Below are 24183 nucleotides of genomic sequence, written 5' to 3'. Positions count from 1 at the left end.
GAATATGAAAGAAGCAATAAACAGAATTCACAACAATAAAAACAGTATAGCAATGTATTCAACAATAAAAAAAATATGGGTTATGTCAGTATTACTGACCTCTATATGCAGCATTAAAGCCAGTGCACAGTACGACCCATTGTTTACACAATACATGTTTAACGAAATGTTTATCAACCCGGCTTATGCAGGTTCGCGCGATCAGATATCGGCAACTGCATTGTACAGAAATCAATGGGTGGGAATGGAAGGTGCACCAAAAACACAAACTGTTTCCATACATGGTCCTGTAAAAAATAAAAAAGTGGGATTAGGTTTGTCTTTCATGAATGAATCAATAGGTGTAGAAAAGAAAGTAGGATTTTTCACCAACTACGCCTATCGTTTGCAAACAAGCGAATATGGCAGATTGGCTTTCGGACTTCAGGCAGGTCTTATCCACATGCGAGAAAACTATCTTGATGTAGTGACCCATGATCCTAACGACATTCAGTTCAGTCAGAATGTATCGAAATTAGTTCCCAATGCAGGATTTGGAATCTATTACAACACCAAACGTTTTTATGCAGGATTTTCAATACCACGACTGATAGAAAACTATATTGACTCAGTGAATGGCGGAGATATTAAAAATAAATTTACACATCAGAACTTTCATTACTTTCTGACCGGTGGATATGTGTTTGATATCAGTCCTGAAATAAAATTAAAACCAATGACTATGATAAAAGCATCAGATGGAGCTACCATTCAGGCAGATGTTACATTAGCTGCATACTTCAATGAAATTTTCTGGATTGGTGCCACCTACAGAACAGGTGCTGCCGCTTCAGTTTTTGCACAAGTTAATCTTACCAAACAACTTCGCCTTGGCTACTCTTATGATTACACCACTAATCAGCTGAACAAATATAATTCCGGCACACATGAGATAACACTTGGATATGACATACCGCTTAAACGCACAGGTGTGCTTAGCCCTCGTTTCTTCTAACCAAATTAATATACTGAACAATGATAGCACCACAGATAAAGAAAATATTTTTTGCAGTTGTAGCACTTTTAATTACAACAGCAAGTTTTGCACAGCAAGATGATTTGGTTCTTGCCGACCAGCTTTATTCCAAGTACAGTTATGGAAAAGCAATACCGCTCTATGAGAAAGTTCTCTCCAAAGAATATCATCATGGCACGGCCTCAAAACTTGCCGACTGTTACAGAAAGAACAATCAATATAAAGATGCCGAAAAATGGTATGAGAAAATAACAGCAGACACCAATGCAACCAATAACGAACATCTTCAATATGCCAAAGTGCTGATAAGTCTTGACAAAAAAGACAAAGCCGAAATGCATCTTGAGAAATATTTGGCAAAAAAACCGGATGACAAATTAGTTGCCGAACAATTAATGGCGCTAAAAAACAACGCTTACAGCAAGGCTCAAGACTCATGGCTAGTTAAACGTTTATTGATAAACTCAGTAAATAGTGATATGTGTGCTGTACCTTATGAAGATGGAATTGTATTCGCCTCTTCGCGCGAAGAAGGCAAAAGCAAAACACAGGACTGGACATCCAAACCATATCTTTCATTATGGTTCAGCAAGGGTAAAGAAAATAATTTCAGCACTCCTGTTTTACTCGAACTTGCTGATAAATCAAAATACAATGACGGCCCTGTTTCATTTTCTTCTGATGGAAACGAAATGTACATTACACGCAATTATGAGGAGAATGGAAAAATTGTACGCGATCAGAATAGAATAGTCAGGCTAAAAATATTCAGTGCTACAAAGGTTAACGGAAAATTTGATTCTTTTAAAGAATTTAAATATAATAATAAGGCTTACTCCTGTGCGCATCCATTTATTTCAAAAGACGGCAATAAACTTTATTTCGCCAGCGATATGCCGGGTGGAAAAGGAGGCATGGATATTTGGGTTTGCAACAGAGTAAATGGCGATTGGGAAAAGCCAGTTAATCTTGGCGCAGAGGTAAACACCACAGAGAATGAAGTATTTCCATATATCGATCATGAGGGCAGTTTGTACTTCTCTTCAAATGGTCGGAGTGGCATGGGAGGATTAGACATTTTTAAATGTGTTTTTGAAAACGGAAAATTCAAAACTGCAGAAAATATTGGAGGCCCGCTCAATTCAACTTTTGATGACTTTGCTTATGTTTACGATAAGAAAAACATGTGTGGTTATCTGACATCAAACCGTGACACAAAAAATGAGAATGACGACTTGTACATGTTTAAAAAGAACTGTGTGCCGTTGGATGGTTTGGTTTATGACAAAGAAACCAATCTGCCGCTTGCCAATGCCAAAGTTGTAATCAACGAAGGAGGGAATAACTTTGCCGAAGTACAAACTGATGACAAAGGTAAATTCAAATCATGTTTATCTATAGGACAGAATTACGATTTCATTGCATCGAAAAATGAATACAAAGAAAATAAAGTGTCTATCAATGGTGTGAATGATGAGCCACAGACAATAAAAATTCCATTATCAAAAATCCCTGCATTTACTCTTGAAGGTCATGTTTATTTGGAAGAAGACAAATCATCATTAACTAACCATCCGGTTAAACTGATGAATTTAAAAACAAATAAAGAAACCGAAACGCTTACTGACGCAAATGGAAATTACCATTTTGACTTAGAACCGGAGACTAACTACAAAGTTATGACCTTTAGAGAAAATTGCGCTGATAACTTTGCTGACCGTTCTACTATTGGATTGACGAAGTCAACCGTTTTAAAAGCAGACTTTGGATTCTTCTGTCAGGGTGATGTAATTCGTGTTGACAATATTTATTACGATTTAGCCAAATGGAACATCAGACCTGATGCTGCAAAAGAATTGGATAAGTTAGTTGACATCATGAAAAAGTATCCTAAGATGCAGATAGAATTAGGCTCACATACCGACTGTCGTGCAAGTTACAAATACAACATGGATCTTTCCGAAAAACGTGCTAAGTCTGCCGTACAATACATCGTTAAAAAAGGTGTTGAGGCCTCAAGGATGACTTACAAAGGCTATGGTGAATCAAAACTGATTAATCATTGTGAATGTGAGGGGACACGAGTTGTGCCTTGCACAGAAGAAGAACATCAGCAAAATAGACGTACTGAGTTTAAAGTGCTGAATGTAAAATAAGTTGAAACAGCAATAAAACAAACGAGGGCGGCTGCGAATGCAGCCGCCCTCGTTTGTTTTTAAAACGCACTATTTTACCTTTACCATTTGTTTGGTTTTAATGGTTTTATTATTGACCACCAACGAATAGCTGTATTGACCCGATGAAAGATTGCTGCCATAAACCAACAGCGAGCCTGCTCCTGCCTGATGTATTTTAACCGACTTTAATATGCTGCCGTTCTGATTGTAAAAAACAAGCATGGCATTTATTGTTTTTGTATCCTGTTGTGGAATGTTCCAACTGATGGTGGTGTTTTCTGCAAATGGATTGGGGTCATTGCCCAATATGATTGCCGGTGTGTTATCCAGCTCTATGGTTTGTTGATTGCTGCTATTGTTTTGATTTAACAAGGGCGCATTGCAGCATGAGGCTACCGCCATAACCAACGAATCGAGCCTGCTTTGCAATGTAGTTAATTGGCTGGTTAAGGTGTCTATCTCCTTAGCCTGACTTTTATATCCTGCTATCAGCAGCGGTATAAACTCCGTGTAGTTTACTGCAAGAATATCTTTCTGTTGACTGATTATTGCACCTGATGAATCATACTCGGCAGGCTGCAAGAAATTCTTTACTAATTGTGGCAATACTTGTTGTACTTCCTGTGCAATTACACCATAATGAGTACCGCCTTCTAATGAAAGACCATAATTATTGAGTGTGTCGTAATTAAATTTATAAATTGATAAATTGTTGAGCAAAGTATCGCTTTGTGGTGCAGGAACAATGTTCTGTTTTAATGTAGAATCACTGGTATGGTAATAATTATTGGTGGCGTAAACTCTTCCATTAAAAAATCCTGCTGCACTTGAGCAATTTCCATTAATACAATTATTGCTAAGTGAAAGTGCGTAAATGCCATAATTAACTGAAGTACCACCTCTTGCTGCAGTATAAATACCATAGCTAAGCTGACTTACATTTTGTGCTATACTATAAACACCACAGTTGCTATAACCTGTTCCTAAACTTCGAAAAAATCCGCCATAGTTATTAACCATTGAATTGTTTCCAAAAGCTTCTCCTGAAACACCATAATTAAACGCATTAGATGAAGAGGATGAATTTGCTCCCGAACCCTTGAACGCCCCACCAATATTATAAATAGGTTGACCTGCAGTCAAGCGTGTTCCAACACATTCGGCATTTACTCCTGTTAACCTTGTTGTTGAAACAGTGACAGTATTTGTGTTAACCGCTCTTATTGCATCAAACATGTTGTTTCCTGAGGAGGTCGGGATTGGGTTCTGCGCCTCCACATATAATTTTGAATGATTGCCGGGTATAGAACCACTATAATTTCCTTGCATTACACAAGTGTTTGTACCGGGATCAAAAGCTAACCAACTTTCAATGTTTCCACCGTTATCCTCATGTTCTATTGTTAAGCTGTTGGCTACATTCATTCCTGTGGGTGTGCCTACCATTCGAATATGATATTGCATATTGTTATCACCATAAATTCGCATTAAATCTTTATTATATCCATTAGCTGTGTGTAAAATAGAAAGGCCTTCATTACTTTTTGAGTCAATTATAACAGGTGAATTTGGGTGTTGTAGGCCATAGTTTGGAGTAAGTGGTGTAACTTGGTTTGTTGTAAAAAAAGATGTCCCCTCACATTGAAATTTATAACGTGGATTGGTAGTAAAAAAACCTATTCTGTTATTAGAAGTAGAAGCTGCATTGTTGTAAATATCGCTGCATTGAATAACATTTCCCGTATTGTCAAACCGGGCTATAATATCCTGTGTGGTGCAGGTGCTGTTGACACTACCGCCACCAATATCCCTCACCAAAATAACATCGCCATTATTGTCAACACTAAGTACTTTACCATTAGAAGTACCTTCTTGTGAGCCTAAGCGCAAATCCGTAAACCGCAAGCCGCTTGCTCCCGGTTGACCGGCAGCATAGTTTGCATTAGAATTTATTTCAAGTGTATTTTGTGGGCTTGCTGTGTTTATTCCTACAAAACGATAGGTTCCGTTTCTAACGGGATTGATGTACAAATCACCATTTAATGTAGTTTGAAAATCAGTAAAAATAGAAGCATTTGTTTGAGTAATTCTAAACTGTGGCACATTATCTCTATCATAAATTTCTACTCTTCTTGCAGCATCAACAGGGGCAACAGGATTTGGCTGCAAGCCCCATCGCATAAAACCTCTTTGAGCATTATTGCTGTTTGAATACCTTCCCACCTCTATGCTGTCTATATTCCAAACATAGTTTGACCTAAAGTTATTTTGCTGCCATTGTAATGGTGCAGCATTAAACCAAAATCCATTTAATCTGCCAAAAATTTCAAATTGATTATTGGTAGATTGAAGCAATCCACTCCCATCAAAACGTATATGAGTACTGTTGCCAACGCCTGTCCAAATATCCAATGCTTGTTCAGCACCATAAGCAACAGAGTTAGCATATCCTGGATTCCAAATCCTTAAGCCATCAGTTCGTGCAACTGTTCCATTATTCTCAAGCATAGATTGACCTACAGTAAATTCTGCTCTTCTTATTACAGTATTTCCCAGATTCAAATCATTATGCCAAAATTGTATTGGCTGCTGACCTTGGTGCTGGATGACTAACGGAACTGTACTGGAAGGAATTGTGTTATCCCACCCCACATACCAGTTAGCACCTCCAGCCGTATGGGTTAGTCCATCTACTTGTGAAAATGCCAAATTAGAGATTGACAAAAGAATTAGAATGTTTGTTGTTGTTTTCATAAATTTATTTGTTTAATATTTGAATTTTTTTTGAATAAACTATATTCCCTGATGTACAATAAATCAAATAAATAGAGTTTGATGAGGGCGTTGGTATATTAATTTCATTTAATTGAGTTTTTATATTGTAAATTAATTTCCCATCATAAGAATAAATTACAACAGATTTGTGATGATACAACTTATTAAAATCAATAGTTATATTGTTTTCGTTTATTTTTATTTCTTTTACGAGAGATGAAAAATCCTGATTAATTACTTCGTTGAAATTTGCAACGCCAGAACAATAAACAGAATCAGTGGATAAACAAACATCATCTATATAATAGTATGAATGAGTATTAAAAATACCAAGATTCAGTGTGTCTGTATTTACATCATCAAAAAAATTACCTAGAATCAGATAGTTATAAGCAGAGTCAGCTACAAAAGACAATTGAACCTTTGACCAATTTAGCGAGTCTGTATAAATTGAGTCGGAATAGGCAATAGGATTATTTGTAATCGGATATGGGTTTAGATCAGAATAAGACACTGTTGATAAAGCGACACCGAGCTTATTTATTGCAATAGTAAAACCTATTGTTCCATTAAAATTAACATAAAAGGTAACAAAATATTTCTGGCCAATTATTGTTGGTTGCAATAATTGAACTCCTATATACTCTCGGTAAGTTGGTCCTGTTAATTCATAAGGTATCATTCCCATAAAAGCATCTCCAGAATGTGGATATTGGAATCCCAAAAAATTATATGGAACACCTGTCATTCCCATTTGCATACTACTGCAATAATTATAATAATCCGGTGTAGGACGGTAAGAGCTCCAGTAGAGTGCTTTCTCAACTTGATTAGGCACTAATGGGCAACTTACCGTATCCTCAAAACTCGGGTTAGGCACTAAATTAATTTGAGCATTGCAAAACATGCAAGCAAAAGTTAAAATAAGTAGTATAAGTTTTTTCATCAACTTTAATTTTTTGTTATTTGATTTAACTGTTCTTTTAGTTGGGCTATTTCATTTTTTAGTTCGTTGAGCATGGCCGTTACATCTTGCTTTTGGTTTTCGTTTGCTATGATGAGTTGTTTGGTGGTTATGGTGCCGTTTACTTCAAAGGTGGTTTGGGGTGTGGTGCAGGTACTGTTAACACTGACGCCACCAATGTCATTCACTAGTATCACATCGCCATTATTATTAATACTTAAAACCTTTCCTGAACCCGGTGTGGTTAGCACACTTAAATTTCGTAAACGAAGGCCGCTCACGCTGGTAGATGAGGAATTAATATCCACTACATTGGAAGGTGCTCCTGCTAAATCAAACCCTGTAAAATGACCTGTGGGGTTTACCTTCAACATACCCGTTGAAGTGGTTTGAAAATCAGCATGTATATTATTGACATAATTGTATGATATTCGAAATTGAGGCTGATTAACTCCGCTTACTATTTGCAGTTTGGTGAGTGGCCCTCCTGCAACATTCGATAATCCGATGCCTACATTTACATTATTATCGCCTAATATCATTTTATTGTCGTTTAGCACTGTGGCATTGGCGCCTATAGCTGATGCATAATGAAGATTAAAATTAACAGGCGACCCTGCATTATTTCCAATATAAGTATTATAAGTACCTTTATCATTATAGTATCCTGCATTGCTGCCAATGAAAGTATTATATGAACCGGAGCTATTGCTATTTCCGGAATGACTTCCGGCAAAAATATTTTCATTACCATCTTTAATTGCTTGACCACTGGCATAACCAAAAAAAGAATTGTTGAGGCCAACAATTGGTGTTGCTGGATTTTGACCAATACCTGCGCGTGACCCATAAAAGGTGTTTTAGCTTCCTGTTGTATTACATTCGCCTGCGCGTAATCCCATAAAGGTATTTTCATTTCCTGTGGTTAAATACATTCCAGCTGTAAAACCAACTATTGAATTGTAATCACCAAGATTGTTGATGCCGGCAGAAGTACCAATAAATATATTGGATTGTCCGTTACTATATCGTCCTGCGCTATGCCCAATAAAAACATTATCATTTCCAGAAGCAAACTCACCGGCAGAAAATCCATTGAAAGTATTCATGTTTCCCGAAACATTTCCTGCCAAAATATCTTTTCCACAATTTACACCGGTAAAAATATTTTCTGTTCCGGCATTGTGAAGCACTGTTTCGCCTCCTATCATAAAATAGTTACGTGGCTGAGATATGTTAATCTCATCGGCTACATCTAATTGCCACAACGGATTATTGATTCCTATTCCTACTCTGCCGTTGCCAAGTATTGTGGCGCGTGGTAAATTATTAGTATAAAAATTGATGGACAAAGGTGGAATTGTCTTTAATTCTAATGGGAATATACTTGTTCCATTTGCTCCTATATATTCAGCACCAGCGAGGTAATTACCTCCAAAAACATTCCACTGCTGTGCGTTCAATGTAACACTAATTAAAGTAAACGCAACTACTGTACAAAATAATTTTGTTCTCATAATAAACTTATTTAATAGTTAGATTTAATAAATTTCACTGTATTTTCTGAATATTCATAATTAAATTTTAAAATATAAATTCCTTCTTGATATATAGAAATATCTTCAACTAAATTTTTCCTTCCTATAGGATAAATCTTTTTTATTATAATACCGTTCACATTAATAATTTCAATCGAAACTGTGCTTGAAGGCAGGTTTTCTATATGTATCTTGTCTTTGGCAGGGCTTGGATAAATACCTAATTTTGTATTGTGAATTACTTCAGGCAATACAGTTAATGATTCACAAAAAAGTGAATCTGTAGAAAGGCAAACATCATCAAGGTAATAATATACTTGATGTGTATTTGATGGTGACAAGTTAATTGTATCAGTATTGGCATTGCTAAATAAATTACCAATTGTAATAAAAGAATAGGCGGAGTCCGCAATAAAAGACCCTCTTACCGTAACCCAATTTATGGAATCTTTTATTATAGAATCAGAAGATACTTGACACCAGTTGTTTATTATATTCGAATCATTTAAATAATTTGTTGTAGATAATAAAACCCCTATTTTATTACATGCAGCATTCCAACCTGTACTTGGACTAAAAGCTAAACAAACTTTCAAGGTAACATAGTATTTAACACCTATGCTTAAAGCTGAGAAAAGTTGCTGCCCAATACATTCTCTATATAAAGGTGTGCTTGCGGAATAGGAAATTGCGCCCATATAAGCCTCTCCTGTATTAGGCCATTGGAATCCAAAATTATTAAATGGTATTCCTACTTGCCAAAAAGGACTACAAGTATGAAAATAATCTGGGGTAAAAGATACAATTTGCCAATACCTTGCTTTTGAAACTTGGCCGCCACCTGTTATACAACTTATTGTATCTTCAAATGAATAGTTTCTAACTAAATTAATTTGTGCTTCCGATGTTTGTATTAAAAAGCAGTAAATGGTAATTAATAGTATAAATTTTTTCATTTTGAGTTTCTTTTTATCCTTAAATCCAAAACAGGTGCATCACCTTGCATTTTACCCAATTAAAGATTTATGGATTATTTAATTAATAATTTGTAAAAGCAAGAAATGTAAAAAAGATTTCTGTTGTGGCTGCGAACTAAAAAAAGCGCAGCCAACTCCCCGATAAAGGCAAACAAAGTTTATTTTCTATCATGGCATGGTTATTTAGTAGTGTAAAAGTAAGTGTTTAAATTTTAAAAACAAATGTTTTGGGATCTTTTTTTATTGAACACTATCTTACATTAATACACAATAATACCGGATTTAACAACTTACTTGTCGTGTTTTATCATGCCAATAGCAACATCCAGGCTTCTTTAATTTTTCCTACATGAATCAACTTTCTTGCGGCCAGATGCCTGGCAAGTTTTGCATTTGTTGGATCAGCAGCTAGCGCCTCGTTGAACTTTGTCATCTCTTCAGCCGTATTGAATTGATGCACTTCATCTGCTGTAGGAAATGTTTCTTCATTAGCTAACTGCGCCAAGTCGTTACCCGTTAGTACTTCACTCAACCGTATTGTTTCCGGAATCTTATCGAAACCAATACCCAACTTATGATTGGGTTTAGGCACTGTGAACACTGCACTGCCGGATGCTCTGCAATAAAAATCACCTCCCATACGCGCTACCAGGTCAATCTTATCAGGTTCAATTCTTCCACTCTCATTCAATATATCATCATGTACATGCATCAGTAATATTTCGCAAATGATTAAATTAGCTGCACCACCTAACTTGCCTGTTTCAATAACATCTAAAACTTTACATTCAAAATTTACCGGTGATTCTTTTATCAGAAAAGGCTTTATTTTCTCTGCCTTTACTGCAGTGAATCCTGCTTTTTCAAATTCATTTACATCTTCAGGATATTCGCAACTTGCTAATGATGCCTGATGTACTATATTGTAATTTACAGAACCAATCACTACCTCTCTTGTTTCTTGCACATTTTGCAACGTGTGTTTAATGGTGTTGTCGCGCACTCTGCGTGCCGGGCTGAAAACAAGTATTGGTGGTTTACTGCCAAAGGCATTATAAAAACTAAAAGGACTCAAGTTGGGGTTACCATCTTTATCAACCGTACTGGCAAAGGCAATGGGGCGTGGTGCAACAGCACCAAGCATCATTGCATGAAACTCACCTGTTTTTATTTGTGTGGGATCTATTATCATTAGTTACTTCTTTTAAAAAAAATGTCGGGATTTTATAATTGACTAATCTAAGTTGAGGTCAAACTGCTTTCTGAAGTTTTCAAGTTCCGGATTTTTTTCAACCATTTTTTTAAACTTGTCTCTTGCAGTATATGGTACATCAAGAACTTTCTCTGATACTTCAACTCGAGCTTCCAAAGTCAGAAAATCGTTCTGTAATTCTCTTTTGAAATATTCAAGAAATTCACTTTTCACTGCCATTAAATTTTCACGGAGCACCTGATTGTCAAATGCGACATGAATTTCTGTATCATTAATCAACTCAGGCACTTTTCTAAGCATTGCTTTAGAGAGATTGGTATTGCCATTATTGTCTTGCAGCACGGCAAACAAACCCCATACCCGGTTTAGTTCCTCAATTAAAACAGGTTTGTCATTTTTTTTTTCAGACTTTACTTCTGTAGGCTCTGTTTTATCAGGTGTCACATTCTTTGCATTAAGTCCTGACAATGAAATTGTGGCTATAGACTGCCCTGCCGGTGGTGAAGCTGGAGCTTTTGCAACTTCGGATTTTGCAGGCTCCGGCTTTTTTGTTTCGGGCTTGACTGTCTCCTGCTTAACCGGAGTTACATCAGGTTCATTTTTGGGGGCTTGAGCTATTGATGCTGCAACAGTTGTTTTCTCAACTGCAATTTTTTCAACTACTATGGGCTTTGCTGCCATTGCATTTTCATTTACCGTAAGCTTGCCTGACAATGCACACATTTTCATCAAAGCAATTTCCACATGCAGCCTTTGGTTGCGTACACTCTTGTATGACAAATCACATGCATTGCAAATATCTATCAACCTTAATATAACAGGTAACTCAACAGCCTTGCTTTGCGTTTTATACTTTTCGCGTACTGTCTCTGTTACTTCTAACAACTGCAATGTAATTTCATCCTTGGCAACCATTAAATCACGAAAATGCCCTGAAAGTCCGGCAATAAAATGATGACCGTCAAAACCTTCATTCAACAACTCATTAAAAGTCAACAACACTGAAGAGATATTTCCAGACAAAATCTGGTCTGTAATGCGGAAATAATATTCATAGTCGAGTACGTTTAGGTTGTTGATGACATCTTTGTAGGTAACCTTATTGCCAGAAAAAGTAACCATCTGATCGAAAATGGATAATGCATCACGCAATGCCCCTTCGGCCTTCTGTGCAATTATGTGCAACGCTTCGGGGTCTGCCTCAATATTTTCTTTCACGGCAATTTGCTGTAAGTGTTTAGAAATATCTTCTACCTGTATTCGGTTGAAATCAAAAATCTGACACCGTGATAAAATAGTGGGAATAATTTTATGCTTCTCTGTTGTAGCTAAAATAAAAATAGCATAAGGTGGTGGCTCTTCCAATGTTTTCAGAAAGGCATTGAAAGCTCCGGACGAAAGCATGTGAACCTCATCAATAATATATATTTTATACTGACCACTTGCAGGCGCAAAACGAACCTGATCAACCAAATTACGGATATCATCTACAGAGTTGTTACTTGCTGCATCGAGTTCAAAAATATTGAGCGATTGCCCGTTGTTGAACGAAATACATGAATCGCATTCATTACATGCTTCTGTATTTGCTGTAATGTTAGTGCAATTAATGGTTTTAGCAAGAATACGCGCGCAGGTAGTTTTACCTACACCTCTTGGTCCACAAAACAAAAAGGCCTGTGCCAGATGATTGCTCTTTATTGCATTCTTCAGGGTTGTAGTTATATGCCCTTGCCCTACTACAGTGTCAAATGATGAAGGCCTGTATTTGCGTGCTGAAACAACAAAATTACTCATAATGGTTCTAAATTCTTAGCAAATTTAATCAAATACATTTCTATTCGGGTTTCAACAGTAAGTTTTTAATAAAGATTTATGAAAACCATGCAAATTACAGATGGAAATGTCGTATTTAGCATGAAATAAAAACATGGTATTTTATGGCAGTAAAAACACTGCAACTTTTTGAAAGTTATTTACCTAATGCCCAGAATTGGGTGTTCAGGATGCTCAACAATCTTCCTGATATAGAAGTAAATGTTGCAGCCTATCGTTATTACAATGAGCAATTTGTTACACCAAAAATAAACTTATTGCCCATGCCGAATTATATTAGTCCGGATTTGCTGGAAGGACGTGATAACGCCAAAAATATTTTTTCAAAAATCATAAATCGCATAGCCATTCTACGAAAAAACAAACACTATTTTGAATATATCGGCAAATGGGCAAAGGAAAATGGTGTGGAACTAATTCACACACACTTTGCCAATATGGGATGGCAATATATAGAACTTAAAAAAATTACAGGGCTCCACTATTTTGTTTCCTTTTATGGTTTTGATTATGAAAGTCTGCCTTTTCGTTTTCAGGAATGGAAAAAGCGCTATCAATCACTTTATGAAAAGGCTGATGGCTTTGTTTGTGAGGGCGCTTTTGGCGCTTCTATCCTGGTCAATCAGGGTTGCGACCCTGCAAAGGTTCATGTTGTGCATCTTGGTGTGGAGACCTCTAAAATCCCTGCCATTGCAAGAACTAAGAACGAAGGCGAACTTCATTTGCTGCAACTGTCAAATTACAGTCAGAAAAAAGGACATATTTATACCCTTCAGGCTTTTATTAAGGCACTAAACGACTGCCCGAATATGACACTGACTTTTGTAGGCAGTGAGTTGGAGAATATTAAAAGTAAATTGGAAGCGTTGGTAAAACAACATAATATTGAACATAAAGTTCGCTTTATTGGCTTTATTGAATTTACAAAGCTTTATGAATTCTTCGGGCAATACCATGTTTTTATTCACCCAAGTTGCTACTCCGACACTCGTGACTGCGAAGGTGGTGCACCTATTGTATTACTCGATGCACAGTGTACAGGAATGCCTGTAATCTCAACCACACATTGCGACATTCCCGAGGAGGTTATTCATGGCAAAACAGGCCTTCTTACTCCCGAAAAAGATGCAGATGCCTTAGCCGGTTCTATCCGTACTTTTTACAATATGAACAACAACACTTATCAGCAATATGCAACTGCGGCAAGACAACATGTAATAGAAAATTTTGATATTAAACCCTGCGCACTACAACTTCAAAAACTTTACAACACCATTGTCAACCATTAAAAAAAATGAACGAACTTGTACGTGCAGCACTTTCCAATGAGGCTGTTTCTGAGGCTGCAAAACTTTATAACATTAAGTTTTCTGATCTGACCTTACTTCGCGATAATGTGAACATAGTTTATCGTTTCCATGAGGGCGATAAAAATTTTATTCTCCGACTGACACATTCCTCACATCAATGTTTTGATACAGTGAACTCCGAAATATACTGGATAAACTTTCTGCATGACAATAAAATTCCGGTATCAAACCCATTAGCTTCTGTCAACAACAATCTATGTGAAAAAGTTACAACAGGCGATTCTTATTTCAGTGTTGTGAAATTTAATGCAGCACCAGGCGTTGAATTGGGTGAAAAAAACTGGAACAGTAATACCATTGCCCAAATGGGGAAAATTACAGGAATGATTCATCAATGTTCAAAAACATATTCGCCTCCTGACACAATTAAAAAAAGAACCATCTGGCCCGAAAAATCAAATCAGATGGCAGAAATCTATTTGCCAAAATCAGAGATTAAATCATGGAAATATTGGACGCAATTACTCAATACAGTTAAACAATTGCCTTCCACCTCAGATTCATTTGGTGTTGTGCATAACGACATTCACAGAGGAAATTTTATGGTAGAAAATGGCCGTCTTACACTGTTCGACTGTGAAGATGCATGTTATACATGGTTTGTAAACGATATTTCATGTCCGTTATTTTTTGCTGTTAACTACAATGGCGTAAATGATTTTAACCGCAGAGGCTGGGTGCGCTATTTTTTGGATAGTTTTATGAAAGGGTATCAAAAACACAATCGTTTTAACCCCGAACAGTTAAAATTCATGCCTGACTTACTGCACTTACGAGGAATTTTTGTCTATGCCTATCTATTTAAAGCATGGGATGTAACCAAACTCAACCATGCACAGTTAAATTACTTTAACAGAATGAAACATATTGCCGAAAACGGATTTGATTGGTTGAAGTCTGAAGATTATCTAATTTAATTAAAGAGATTAATTCCAATCTGAAAGTTAAAAAAAATAAATGCAAGTGAAGGATAATATAAGTCTGAATTTAAAAAACAAAAGCATCATGAAAATGCCATTGTTTTTTATTGCACTGGCGATGCTTGTCAGTTCTGCAGTGCAAGGTCAGCATTACAACTTCACCACCTACACTATTGCCAATGGCATGCCCAGCAATCAGGTTAATGCCGTTCATCAGGATAAAACAGGTAAACTTTGGATAGGAACCATGAATGGTGCCTGTTGGTTTGATGGCTCCAATTTTTATCGCTTTGAACAAGACAACCCTGCATCGTTCAATCCTATAAAAGCATTTTACGAAGACAATAAAGGAAATCTTTGGATGGCAATAACACGTGGTGGCATCGGAGTCTTCAATGGTATCAGAAAAAAATTCTACACTATTGATAATGGGTTGCTCAGCAATAATGCTACTGCTATCACTCAGGATAAAACAGGGCGTTATTGGATTGGCACTTCAGAAGGGCTGAATAGTTTTGATGGAGCACGTTTTTCAAGTTACACCATCTTGAAAGGCTTGGTGAGTAATGAAGTTACTTGTTTGCTGGCTGACAGCAAAGGCAATATATGGATAGGAACGACCAACGGATTGTCGAAGTACGATGGTAATCAGTTTACCAACTTTACCTTCAACGAAGGGCTGACAGGAAATATTATTTATCAAATTTCTGAAATGAATGATGGTAGTATTTGGGCAGGAACCAATGAAGGAATCAGCGTTTATCAAAATGGAAAGTTCAGTGCTTTTGATATTAGCAAAGGCGTTTCTGTTAAAAAAGTTACTGCCATTCTTGAAGATTATAAAAAGAATAAATGGTTCAGCACCTATGGCAATGGTATGTGCCTGATAGATCATGGACGTTTTTTCGCGTTGACCAAAGATGAAGGTCTTACCGACAACAATATTTTGTGCATGAAAGAAGACAATGAGGGGAACATTTGGGTTGGTACACCACGCGGACTATGCCGTTATTCAGGTGGACGCTTTATTACTTATACAACAGAAAACGGATTTAATGACAACCGACTGCTTACAGCATATACCGATCATTTAAACAGAATTTGGTTTGGGATTGTCAATGGCGGATTGAATTACATCCATGGTAACACCGTTTATACACCTCCTTTCGAAAGCACACTCAATCGTGCCACAATTTGGAGTATAGCTCAGGATGTTTCACAAAATTTTTGGTTTGGAACTTCTAATGGTCCCGCATTCGTTTCAGCTGACTTATCTAAAATTTCTTTTCCATTCGATTTACTTAACAATAAAATTATTTATGCTGTAATGGCACACCGTAACGGAAGTATATGGTTTGGTACCGATCGCGGCATATATATTTATAGCAACAACAGCCTGAGAGTTTTAAATAAACTCAACGGTTTGCAGAATGATAACATTCGTTACTTATTTCAGGACCGGCAAGGTTTAATTTGGGTTGGCACTTTGCAAGGCCTATATTTTATGCATAACGAAACAGCAGTATCCCTTAATGACAAATTGAATCTCAATAAGACCCCTATTACTTCAATTGCACAGGATATAGAAGGAAATATTATCTTTTCAACTTTTGATTTTGGCGTTTATATTTTTTCAAAAAAGCCGGGGACAACTGCTATCAGGCATCTTGAAATTGGCAATGGGTTGTTCAACAATAGAATTTTAACTGTTGCAAGCGACAACAATTATCTGTGGATGGGCACACCACTTGGCATTGATAGAATTGACTGGAATACTTATCTGAAAAGAGATTTTATAAATATCATCCACTTCGACAAGAGTAATGGATTTTATGGTGTTGAAACCAATGCTGCCACTTATGATAAAGACGGCTTTCTTTGGTTTGCTACAGTTAACGGTGCTGTTCGTTACAATCCAAACTCCGGCTACAGTAAAAGTACAACCCCTGTAGTTTTATTACAATCTATTAAAGCCTACATGCGCGAGGTAAACTGGTCTGAACAAGGATTTTCTATTGACAGCATTACAGGTTTACCTGTGAATCCTGTTTTTCCTTATGGCTATAACAATCTTAATTTTCATTTTACCGGAATTTATTTTGCATCACCCGATGCTTTACAATTTCGATGGAAGCTGAATGGCTTTGATGACTTTTGGGTACCTGCAACCAACTTGAACATTGCAAACTATTCTAACCTCCCCCCTGGGAATTACACATTTCAGGTGCAGGCAACAGCCAATGGTCATGATTGGAGTCCGGCATTGACTTACGATTTTAAGGTAAAATCACCTGTTTGGCGAACAAACTTTTTTTATTTCATTTACTTAGTTGCATTGATATTAATCATCTTAATTATACTAAAATTAAGAACACGAAGTTTACGCAATGCTCAACTTCAACTGAGGCAGAAAATCAATGAGCGCACACATCAGCTAAGAGAAAATAATATGCAGCTTGAAAAACTTTCAATTGTGGCCAGCGAAACAGATAATGCTGTTATGATTTTTGACCATAACCTGAATCTTGACTTTGTCAATGAAGGCTATACCCGCATGCATGGCTATACTATGGAGGAAATAATACGTAAGCAAGGCAGTAAGTTGACACAACTGTCGCATAATGAAAATATAAAAACAATCATTAAAGACTGCCTGGAAGAACATAAGTCTGTTATTTACGAGACTAAAATCACACAACCCAATGGACAACCACTGTGGACTTCCAGTACACTGACACCGGTATTTAATGATAAAAATGAATTGAGTAATATTGTTGTTATAGACACAGACATTACTTTGCACAAAAAGATGGAGCAGCAAATTCGCGAATCGTTAGACGAAAAAAATATTCTTTTAAAAGAAATCCATCATAGGGTAAAAAACAATTTGCAGATTATTGTAAGCTTGTTCAACCTGCAAAGTGCTTATTTACAAGACAAGGCCTCTCATAAAATATTAAAAGAAGGACAGGACAGAATACGCTCAATGGCTTTGATACATGACCGTTTCTATCAAAGTGATGGAACATCACGCATTGATTTTGATGATTACATCAAACGTCTTTGTGAAACCATTATGCAATCTCAAAATGCCAATCCTCAAAAAATACGTTTGCAGATTGAAGCAGAAAAAATATCTTTGGACATTGATACGGCAGTACCATGTGGGCTGATAATTAATGAACTTGTAAGTAATGCTATTAAACATGCCTTTGGAGATAATGAAGGAATAATTTGGGTGACATTTAAAAAAGAAGATGACCATTATCTGTTAAGCATTGCCGACAATGGAAAAGGATTACCTGACGGGAAAGATTTTGATACTGCTGACACATTAGGTATTCAATTAGTGAATGTATTGAGCGATCAGATAGACGGGAAAGTGACGGTAGAAAACATTAACGGATTAAAAGTGATAATTAAATTTAAACCATCGTATTAAATTTTTCAAATATGGATAAAATAAGAATATTAGTTGTTGAAGACGAAAGTATTGTTGCAAAAGATATACAGCAAACATTAATTCGTCTGGGATATGATGTTCCGGCCACGGCATCATCTGCACAAAACGCCTATGCAAGACTAGAAGAACTGGATCCCGATTTGGTGTTTCTTGACATCAAGTTAAAAGGAGACCTGGATGGTATTCACATTGCAGAACACATAAAACAGAAATACGATATTCCGGTAATATTTCTTACTTCGTTTGTTGACAAAAACACACTTGACAGAGCTAAGATTACTGAGCCTTATGGCTACTTGGTAAAACCATTCAACGAATCGGACTTGCAGACAACTGTTGAAATGGCACTTTATAAATTCAAGAAAGACCTTCAGGTTCGTGAAAACGAAAGACGGTTTGCCAATGCACTTGCTAATGTAGAAGAAGCCATTTTAGTTGCAGATACAGAATTCCGGATTACGTTTTTAAACCCCAAAGCTGAAAGCATAACAGGATTCGGAAATGAAAGTGCACAAGGCATGAGCTTGTTTAAACTTATAAAAATTGAAGGTGATGAATATGAAATTGTCAATGCCGACAGCTTAGGAAAGCTCATGAAACAAGATGAGGTATTGAGTATAAAGCAGAGTACTATTACTATTGTCAGAGATTACAGCAATATAAAAGGTGACTTTACATGCTCCCCTATTCGTGATGAAAAAAACCAACTTCTTGGCTATGCTCTTGTCATTGGCTCATCTAAATCTGAGAAAACTGTAGCACAGCCTATAGTAAAACCAACGGAAGAAAAGCTTGTCGAAGCACCTTCAAGCCCTCTCGAAAATCAGGTTATCCAAAATTCATTCTTTGTGAAAAGAGGTGCAATGCTTGTAAAAGTATTTCTCGAAAACATTTACTGGTTGCAGGCAATGGACAATTATGTAATTATTCAAACTAAAGAAGATCAGTTTGTGATTCATGCTACAATGAAGGATATTGAAACCAAACTTCCGCCTGAAAAATTTATGCGCGTACACCGCTCTTTCATTATTGCTTTAGATAAAATAAGTCATATGGATGAAGGTGCAGTAGTTATCAATGACAAAACAATTCCGATTGGCAAGAGCTATAAGGAAGTGTTTATGAACAGAATTAATTTTCTGTAAGCGACCTTTTATTTGTAATAGTTTTATATCAGGCTAAGCTTTTTAAGCAGTTCATCTTTTCTGCGTGATGACACCTCTATATTTGTGTCATCATCAAGAATCAGAAAACCGCCTTTCCCTTTATTATAACTTTTTACATAGTCTAAGTTCACCAGATTAGAATTATGGACTCTGAAAAATTGGTAATCGGACAGCAACTCATCAAACTCTTTTAATGTTTTTGAAACAACAATCTTTTGATTGTTAATTAAGAAAATTTCAGTATAATTTCCGTCTGCATGACAGTATCTGATGTCTGAAATTAAGATAAAAACAATTCCGTTTAATGTAGGCACACCAATTTTTCTGGGTTTATTCTTACCAACGCCTTTCAACAATTCTGCTATTTGATTACTCATGCCTGAATTATGGTCCTTTGAAATTACTTTTGAAATAGCTGCCTGAAAATCACTTTCATCAACAGGTTTAAGTAAAAAGTCTATTGCACAAAATTTAAAAGCCATGACAGCATATTTATCATGTGCAGTTGTAAAAATCACTTCAAATGATGGTGAATCTATTTCCCGCAACAAATCGAAGCCTGTTTTATCTGCAATTTCAACATCTAAGAAAACCAAATCCGGATTAAACTTTCTTATAGCAAGCAAACCATCCTGAACAGTGTGTGCTGTTGCAGCTAAATACACTTCACTTTCATACCCTTTTAACAAAGTAGAAATCCTGTTTATACAATGCTGCTCATCGTCAACAATTATCGCTTTAATCATTCCTATTACATTTAATTAAAAACAGTGTTTTACAGGCAGCACTAACTTAACACGGGTTCCGGGATTAAGCACAGCTAACTGAATTGATGCATTTGCATGATATTTCTCATTAAACAATGCAATTCTTTGACTGGTAATCTTCATTGCCATTGATTTTTTTTCGCTATTTACACTTGTTTCACCCATTCCTACACCATCATCATCAACAACTATCTCTAAATCGTTTTGTGTTATATGAATGTTAATTTTAACATTCCCTGTTCGATTTAGGGGCAATACTCCATGAATAATACTATTTTCAACAAATGGTTGCACCAACATGGGTGGAATTAAAACATTGTCAGCTTCAATCTGCTTGTCAACATTAATCTCATAATTTAATTTTGGACTGAGCCGCAACGACTCTAGTTTCAGATAAAGATTGAGCAGATTCACTTCCTCTGTCAAAGTAATTTCATGCCGCTCAGAATATTCAAGTATCATTCGCATAAGTTTGGCAAATTTTACTGCAAAATCCGAGGCTGTTTGCGCCTTGTTTTTATCAATAAAATCAGCAATTGAATTTAATGAGTTGAACATAAAATGAGGGTTCATTTGTAAACGCAGTGCTTTATACTCTGACTCAAGTATGGTAGCATTTAATTCCAACTCTCTTCTTTTGTACAAAGCATCTTTTCGTTGTTTGTACATAACAAATGCGCCACCTGAAAATAATAACAAACATACACTTCCTGCCAAGTAATATTTACGTTTAAGTTCTGCCTCCTTAAGTTCTGCTGTTCTATTGGCATTTTCCAGTTTCAGTTCCTGTTCTTTCGAATCGAATTCATACTTCAACTCTGCTCTCTCAATTTCATTCTTCTTATCAGCAATTGCCAGGCTGTCTTTATTTGACACAAACAGTCTATAATACCGAAGGGAGTTTTTGGTATCCGACATTCTTTCATATAAAACACTCAATTCGTTTGCTACATCGGCCACATTTGAAATATCTTCTGTTTCTATAAAAACACCAAGCACTTTCTCTAACATTGAAATACACAAAGAATTTCTTTTTGCAACAGGAATCTTCAATTGATGTAATATACTATCAGGTGCATCCATTAACAAAGAAGATTGTACTTTAACAGCCAATGCCTCGGAGTTACGGTTGCCAATATTTTTAAAAATCACCTCAGCTTTTTGCATTGCTTCATAAGCATCCAACAATCTTTTCATCGAAAGCAGTTCTATTCCAATATTGATGTAATTACTTGCTATGCCGAATTTGTTTTGCAGCTTTTTATTTATCTCAAGAGCCTTATTGTAGTTTTCAATGGCATTGCCTGACTGCAGCATTACACTATAGATGATTGCAATGTTATTATAACATTTTGCTACTTCATTATCCATGTGCCTTATCAAATTGAGTTGAAGGGCTTTGTTTTGATAAATAAGTGCTTTGTTTAAATCACCCAAATCTTTAAAAACAATACCAATATTTATGTAGGCATTTGCAATCTGCGTTGAATCGTTGATGCTCTTACCCAAATTCAAGCTTTCCCGATAATGCTCCATAGCTTGGGTGTAGTCGCCCACCTCCATAGCAATAATTCCCAAACTGTTCAATGCTGCTGCAGTTCCTCTGCTATTTTTTACCTTTTTAAAGATATTGAGGGCTGCATTGTGCATTTCGGCAGCATGAATGTAGTCGGATAAGTTATAATAAGATATTCCCATGTTTTGCAGCGCTGTGCCGCAAGCGGTAAAGTTTCCTTCTTTGAGATACAACAAGTATGCTTTCTGATAATTTACAATGGCAAGAGAGTCTTGTCCTCCGTTTGACAGATTCCGCGCCTTAGCAAAAAAAGCCGTTGCCAGCTTTTTATCAGAACCAATTTCTTTGCTTAATATTATGGAACTGTCAGCAAACTTCAATCCTAACTCAAAATCAGAAGAAGAAAGCTCAATTGCCAAATTATTCAGCACTGTTGCTCTGACGGTATCTTGACTGCGATAGGTAGCTGCTTTATTCAATAATGAATCCAGTGCCTCTGACCGGGCATTGAAAATATTCAATAGAAGAAATACAACAATAGGGTACAGTATCTTCATTAAAAATAGAATGGGCTTCAAATATAAGAAATGCAGATAATCAGCCAAAAGATGCATTGAATAAATGAAAAGCAGCATGTAATAGAAGTTGCTTGCCTGCCGGTTAACACTATACTACATTTGGCCTAAATAATCAAAGTCAAATGAAAAAGTTAACCTCACAACTACTAACGGTAGTGCTGCTTGTTGCAGGTATAGTACAAAGCAAAGCTCAGGAAACGCTCAACAACCAGAGTATTGTTTCGTTGGTCAATGCCAAAATGAATAACAATATTATTATCAACAAAATAAAAAGTTCAAACAACACTTTTGATCTTTCGACTAATGGGTTAATAGATTTGAAAACCACAAAAGTGCCTGAAAATGTAATTAACGAAATGATGTTGGCTTGCCGAAACATGCCCACTATCACCAATGACGATGTAATTAAAATGAATGGTGGCAAAGTCAGCACCGATCTCATTCTAAAAAAAATTAATCTTTCAAAAACCAACTTCAACACCAGCACAGATGCGCTGATTGCACTGAAAAATGCAGGTGTTTCGGATAAAATTGTAAAGGTTATGATGAACCCTCCAGCAAATACAGCCTCCAATGTTACAACTGCAAACATAAAAGAGCATCCACAAGATTTACCACCTCCCACAAAACTATCTATGCCCGGTATTTATTACGAGCAGTTTACCCCAAAAACAGACTATATTATGATTGAACCTACAACGACAAATCAAACAAAAAAGGGTGGTTTTGGCGAATCAATAGGCAATCATTACTCAGGAGGAATTTCCGGCATCAGTACTAAAGTAGGTTTGGCAGGAGAACATTCCAGTACTACCATTACTGACCAACGACCAGTATTTTATTTCTATCTTTCAATGGATGGAAAAGATATTAATGAGGTAAAAGAAAGCACCTATGAAGGCGTGGCAAGCCCAAAAGAATTTGTATTAGTAAAAGCAACCACTTCTAAAAGTGGCCGTCAAATACAAATTGCACGCAGGTCATCTTTCTCTCAGGAGGAAGGTTTTTCAAAAGGGGTAGTCGAATACAAAACAGTAAAAGTATCGGACAGATTATATAAGGTTTATTTTGAAAATGATGTGCCTGCCGGTGAATATGCATTCTACTATAACAAAAGCAGCGACCAGAAAAAATCGTTAAAGCTTTATGATTTTTCACTTCGCAATAATATCACCGTTACAAAATAATTAAATGCCATGAACAAATCGGTATTCCATATTTCTACCCTAAAAACGCTTCTTGTTGCAGGTCTGATACTTTCTGGATGTGGGCAAGCAAGTATTAAAATTGAATCTGTAGATGACGAAGTAAAGACTTCAAATGCGGCAGAACAGTTGTTCTTAAACATCAAATCAAATTTGTCATCAGCAGAAAAAAACAAAATTGCCGAGTTGACAGGACTTCACTTCGATTCTGCTAAAAAGAGGTTTGATTCCGAAGGAGAAGAAGTTGAAGTACAAATAGTACCGGTTGATATCAATCATGATCAAAGCGAGGATATCTTCGTTTTGACTTATAGTACATATCTGTATGGAAATACCGGACAGGGCTTTAGCCTGTTGATGAAAAACGAGAGTGGGCAATACAGCAATGTATTGTCATTACCGGGCATACCCCAAATAATTGATGACAAAGCTTCATCCATGCCACCCATACAAATCGGTGGTCCTGGTTTTAACTTCCCTATTTATACCTGGAAAAATCATAGCTATCAACTAGACAAAAAATACAAGATAAATGGTTCGATACAGGATATTGATGCCCTTGGCACCACATACAGTTCCGGTTTAAAATAATCTACGATACCACATTGTGATGAAACATTGGTTTCAACCAAAAATATATTTTCTGATATTTAGTATTGTATCTTGCATAAATAATAATACTGATAATAAAATTGTTCAGATG

General features: G+C 36.3%; 17 protein-coding genes. 8 read left to right on the top strand and 9 right to left on the bottom strand.

Translation table 11 applies throughout. The features are described from left to right. The first annotated feature begins 4 nt into the window (after positions 1-4). Positions 5-994 (top strand): type IX secretion system membrane protein PorP/SprF, encoded by a 990-nt coding sequence (locus V9G42_08165; GenBank protein ID MEI2759386.1) that lies wholly within the window; start codon positions 5-7, stop codon positions 992-994. A 20-nt stretch (positions 995-1014) separates the two neighbouring features. After that, positions 1015-3171 (top strand): OmpA family protein, encoded by a 2157-nt coding sequence (locus tag V9G42_08160; protein MEI2759385.1) that lies wholly within the window; start codon positions 1015-1017, stop codon positions 3169-3171. Between the two features lie 69 nt (positions 3172-3240). Here the strand turns inward: V9G42_08160 and V9G42_08155 are convergent, their stop codons facing one another. The 7 genes from V9G42_08155 to V9G42_08125 form a co-directional block, all read right to left on the bottom strand. Next, positions 3241-5946, bottom strand: coding sequence for a tail fiber domain-containing protein (locus tag V9G42_08155; protein MEI2759384.1), 2706 nt, complete (start codon positions 5944-5946; stop codon positions 3241-3243). A 4-nt stretch (positions 5947-5950) separates the two neighbouring features. Then, positions 5951-6913 (bottom strand): hypothetical protein, encoded by a 963-nt coding sequence (locus V9G42_08150; protein MEI2759383.1) that lies wholly within the window; start codon positions 6911-6913, stop codon positions 5951-5953. Between the two features lie 5 nt (positions 6914-6918). Then, a complete protein-coding gene (locus V9G42_08145) occupies positions 6919-7473 on the bottom strand; it encodes a hypothetical protein (GenBank protein ID MEI2759382.1) in 555 nt (184 codons plus the stop codon). 318 nt (positions 7474-7791) lie between these two features. Further along, entirely contained in the window at positions 7792-8448 is a 657-nt protein-coding gene (locus V9G42_08140; GenBank protein MEI2759381.1) for a hypothetical protein, read from the bottom strand. Between the two features lie 11 nt (positions 8449-8459). Further along, entirely contained in the window at positions 8460-9425 is a 966-nt protein-coding gene (locus V9G42_08135; protein ID MEI2759380.1) for a T9SS type A sorting domain-containing protein, read from the bottom strand. Positions 9426-9753: 328 nt separating this feature from the next. Beyond that, positions 9754-10638, bottom strand: a complete 885-nt coding sequence (locus V9G42_08130; protein ID MEI2759379.1) for a flavin reductase family protein — start codon at positions 10636-10638, stop codon at positions 9754-9756. A gap of 42 nt (positions 10639-10680) precedes the next feature. After that, positions 10681-12456, bottom strand: a complete 1776-nt coding sequence (locus tag V9G42_08125) for a DNA polymerase III subunit gamma/tau (protein MEI2759378.1) — start codon at positions 12454-12456, stop codon at positions 10681-10683. Positions 12457-12599: 143 nt separating this feature from the next. On the opposite strand from V9G42_08125, the gene V9G42_08120 reads away from it, so the two are divergent. Genes V9G42_08120 through V9G42_08105 form a run of 4 tightly spaced genes read left to right on the top strand, consistent with a single transcriptional unit; the run spans position 12600 to position 19393 of the window. Further along, a complete protein-coding gene (locus V9G42_08120) occupies positions 12600-13784 on the top strand; it encodes a glycosyltransferase family 4 protein (GenBank protein MEI2759377.1) in 1185 nt (394 codons plus the stop codon). Between the two features lie 5 nt (positions 13785-13789). Next, entirely contained in the window at positions 13790-14782 is a 993-nt protein-coding gene (locus V9G42_08115; protein MEI2759376.1) for a phosphotransferase, read from the top strand. 46 nt (positions 14783-14828) lie between these two features. Next, the gene (locus V9G42_08110; protein MEI2759375.1) at positions 14829-18227 is read left to right on the top strand and encodes a two-component regulator propeller domain-containing protein; all 3399 of its coding nucleotides are present in this window, start codon (positions 14829-14831) and stop codon (positions 18225-18227) included. Positions 18228-18238: 11 nt separating this feature from the next. Next, positions 18239-19393, top strand: a complete 1155-nt coding sequence (locus tag V9G42_08105) for a response regulator (protein MEI2759374.1) — start codon at positions 18239-18241, stop codon at positions 19391-19393. A gap of 23 nt (positions 19394-19416) precedes the next feature. On the opposite strand, the gene V9G42_08100 is transcribed toward V9G42_08105, so the two are convergent. Further along, entirely contained in the window at positions 19417-20160 is a 744-nt protein-coding gene (locus V9G42_08100; protein MEI2759373.1) for a LytTR family DNA-binding domain-containing protein, read from the bottom strand. A 15-nt stretch (positions 20161-20175) separates the two neighbouring features. Continuing rightward, the gene (locus V9G42_08095) at positions 20176-22254 is read right to left on the bottom strand and encodes a tetratricopeptide repeat protein (protein ID MEI2759372.1); all 2079 of its coding nucleotides are present in this window, start codon (positions 22252-22254) and stop codon (positions 20176-20178) included. 143 nt (positions 22255-22397) lie between these two features. Between V9G42_08095 and V9G42_08090 the strand changes: the two genes are divergently transcribed. Together V9G42_08090 and V9G42_08085 are read left to right on the top strand one after the other, a co-directional pair. Continuing rightward, positions 22398-23462 (top strand): hypothetical protein, encoded by a 1065-nt coding sequence (locus V9G42_08090; protein MEI2759371.1) that lies wholly within the window; start codon positions 22398-22400, stop codon positions 23460-23462. Positions 23463-23471: 9 nt separating this feature from the next. After that, the gene (locus V9G42_08085) at positions 23472-24071 is read left to right on the top strand and encodes a hypothetical protein (protein ID MEI2759370.1); all 600 of its coding nucleotides are present in this window, start codon (positions 23472-23474) and stop codon (positions 24069-24071) included. The last annotated feature ends 112 nt before the right edge of the window (positions 24072-24183 follow it).

The organism is Bacteroidia bacterium (assembly GCA_037045145.1).
Taxonomy (GTDB): Bacteria; Bacteroidota; Bacteroidia; order AKYH767-A; family OLB10; genus OLB10.
The sequence above is the reverse complement of the archived record's forward strand: the minus strand, read 5'-3'. Positions and strand labels throughout refer to the sequence as shown.

Bases quoted from the DNA above. Each gene is read 5' to 3' on its own strand.
- V9G42_08120 (MEI2759377.1), top strand. From the start codon at position 12,600: ATGGCAGTAAAAACACTGCAACTTTTTGAAAGTTATTTACCTAATGCC.
- V9G42_08125 (MEI2759378.1), bottom strand. From the start codon at position 12,456: ATGAGTAATTTTGTTGTTTCAGCACGCAAATACAGGCCTTCATCATTT.
- V9G42_08145 (MEI2759382.1), bottom strand. From the start codon at position 7,473: ATGATATTAGGCGATAATAATGTAAATGTAGGCATCGGATTATCGAAT.
- V9G42_08135 (MEI2759380.1), bottom strand. From the start codon at position 9,425: ATGAAAAAATTTATACTATTAATTACCATTTACTGCTTTTTAATACAA.
- V9G42_08150 (MEI2759383.1), bottom strand. From the start codon at position 6,913: ATGAAAAAACTTATACTACTTATTTTAACTTTTGCTTGCATGTTTTGC.
- V9G42_08090 (MEI2759371.1), top strand. From the start codon at position 22,398: ATGAAAAAGTTAACCTCACAACTACTAACGGTAGTGCTGCTTGTTGCA.
- V9G42_08130 (MEI2759379.1), bottom strand. From the start codon at position 10,638: ATGATAATAGATCCCACACAAATAAAAACAGGTGAGTTTCATGCAATG.
- V9G42_08100 (MEI2759373.1), bottom strand. From the start codon at position 20,160: ATGATTAAAGCGATAATTGTTGACGATGAGCAGCATTGTATAAACAGG.
- V9G42_08140 (MEI2759381.1), bottom strand. From the start codon at position 8,448: ATGAGAACAAAATTATTTTGTACAGTAGTTGCGTTTACTTTAATTAGT.
- V9G42_08095 (MEI2759372.1), bottom strand. From the start codon at position 22,254: ATGAAGATACTGTACCCTATTGTTGTATTTCTTCTATTGAATATTTTC.
- V9G42_08165 (MEI2759386.1), top strand. From the start codon at position 5: ATGAAAGAAGCAATAAACAGAATTCACAACAATAAAAACAGTATAGCA.
- V9G42_08115 (MEI2759376.1), top strand. From the start codon at position 13,790: ATGAACGAACTTGTACGTGCAGCACTTTCCAATGAGGCTGTTTCTGAG.
- V9G42_08160 (MEI2759385.1), top strand. From the start codon at position 1,015: ATGATAGCACCACAGATAAAGAAAATATTTTTTGCAGTTGTAGCACTT.
- V9G42_08155 (MEI2759384.1), bottom strand. From the start codon at position 5,946: ATGAAAACAACAACAAACATTCTAATTCTTTTGTCAATCTCTAATTTG.
- V9G42_08085 (MEI2759370.1), top strand. From the start codon at position 23,472: ATGAACAAATCGGTATTCCATATTTCTACCCTAAAAACGCTTCTTGTT.
- V9G42_08105 (MEI2759374.1), top strand. From the start codon at position 18,239: ATGGATAAAATAAGAATATTAGTTGTTGAAGACGAAAGTATTGTTGCA.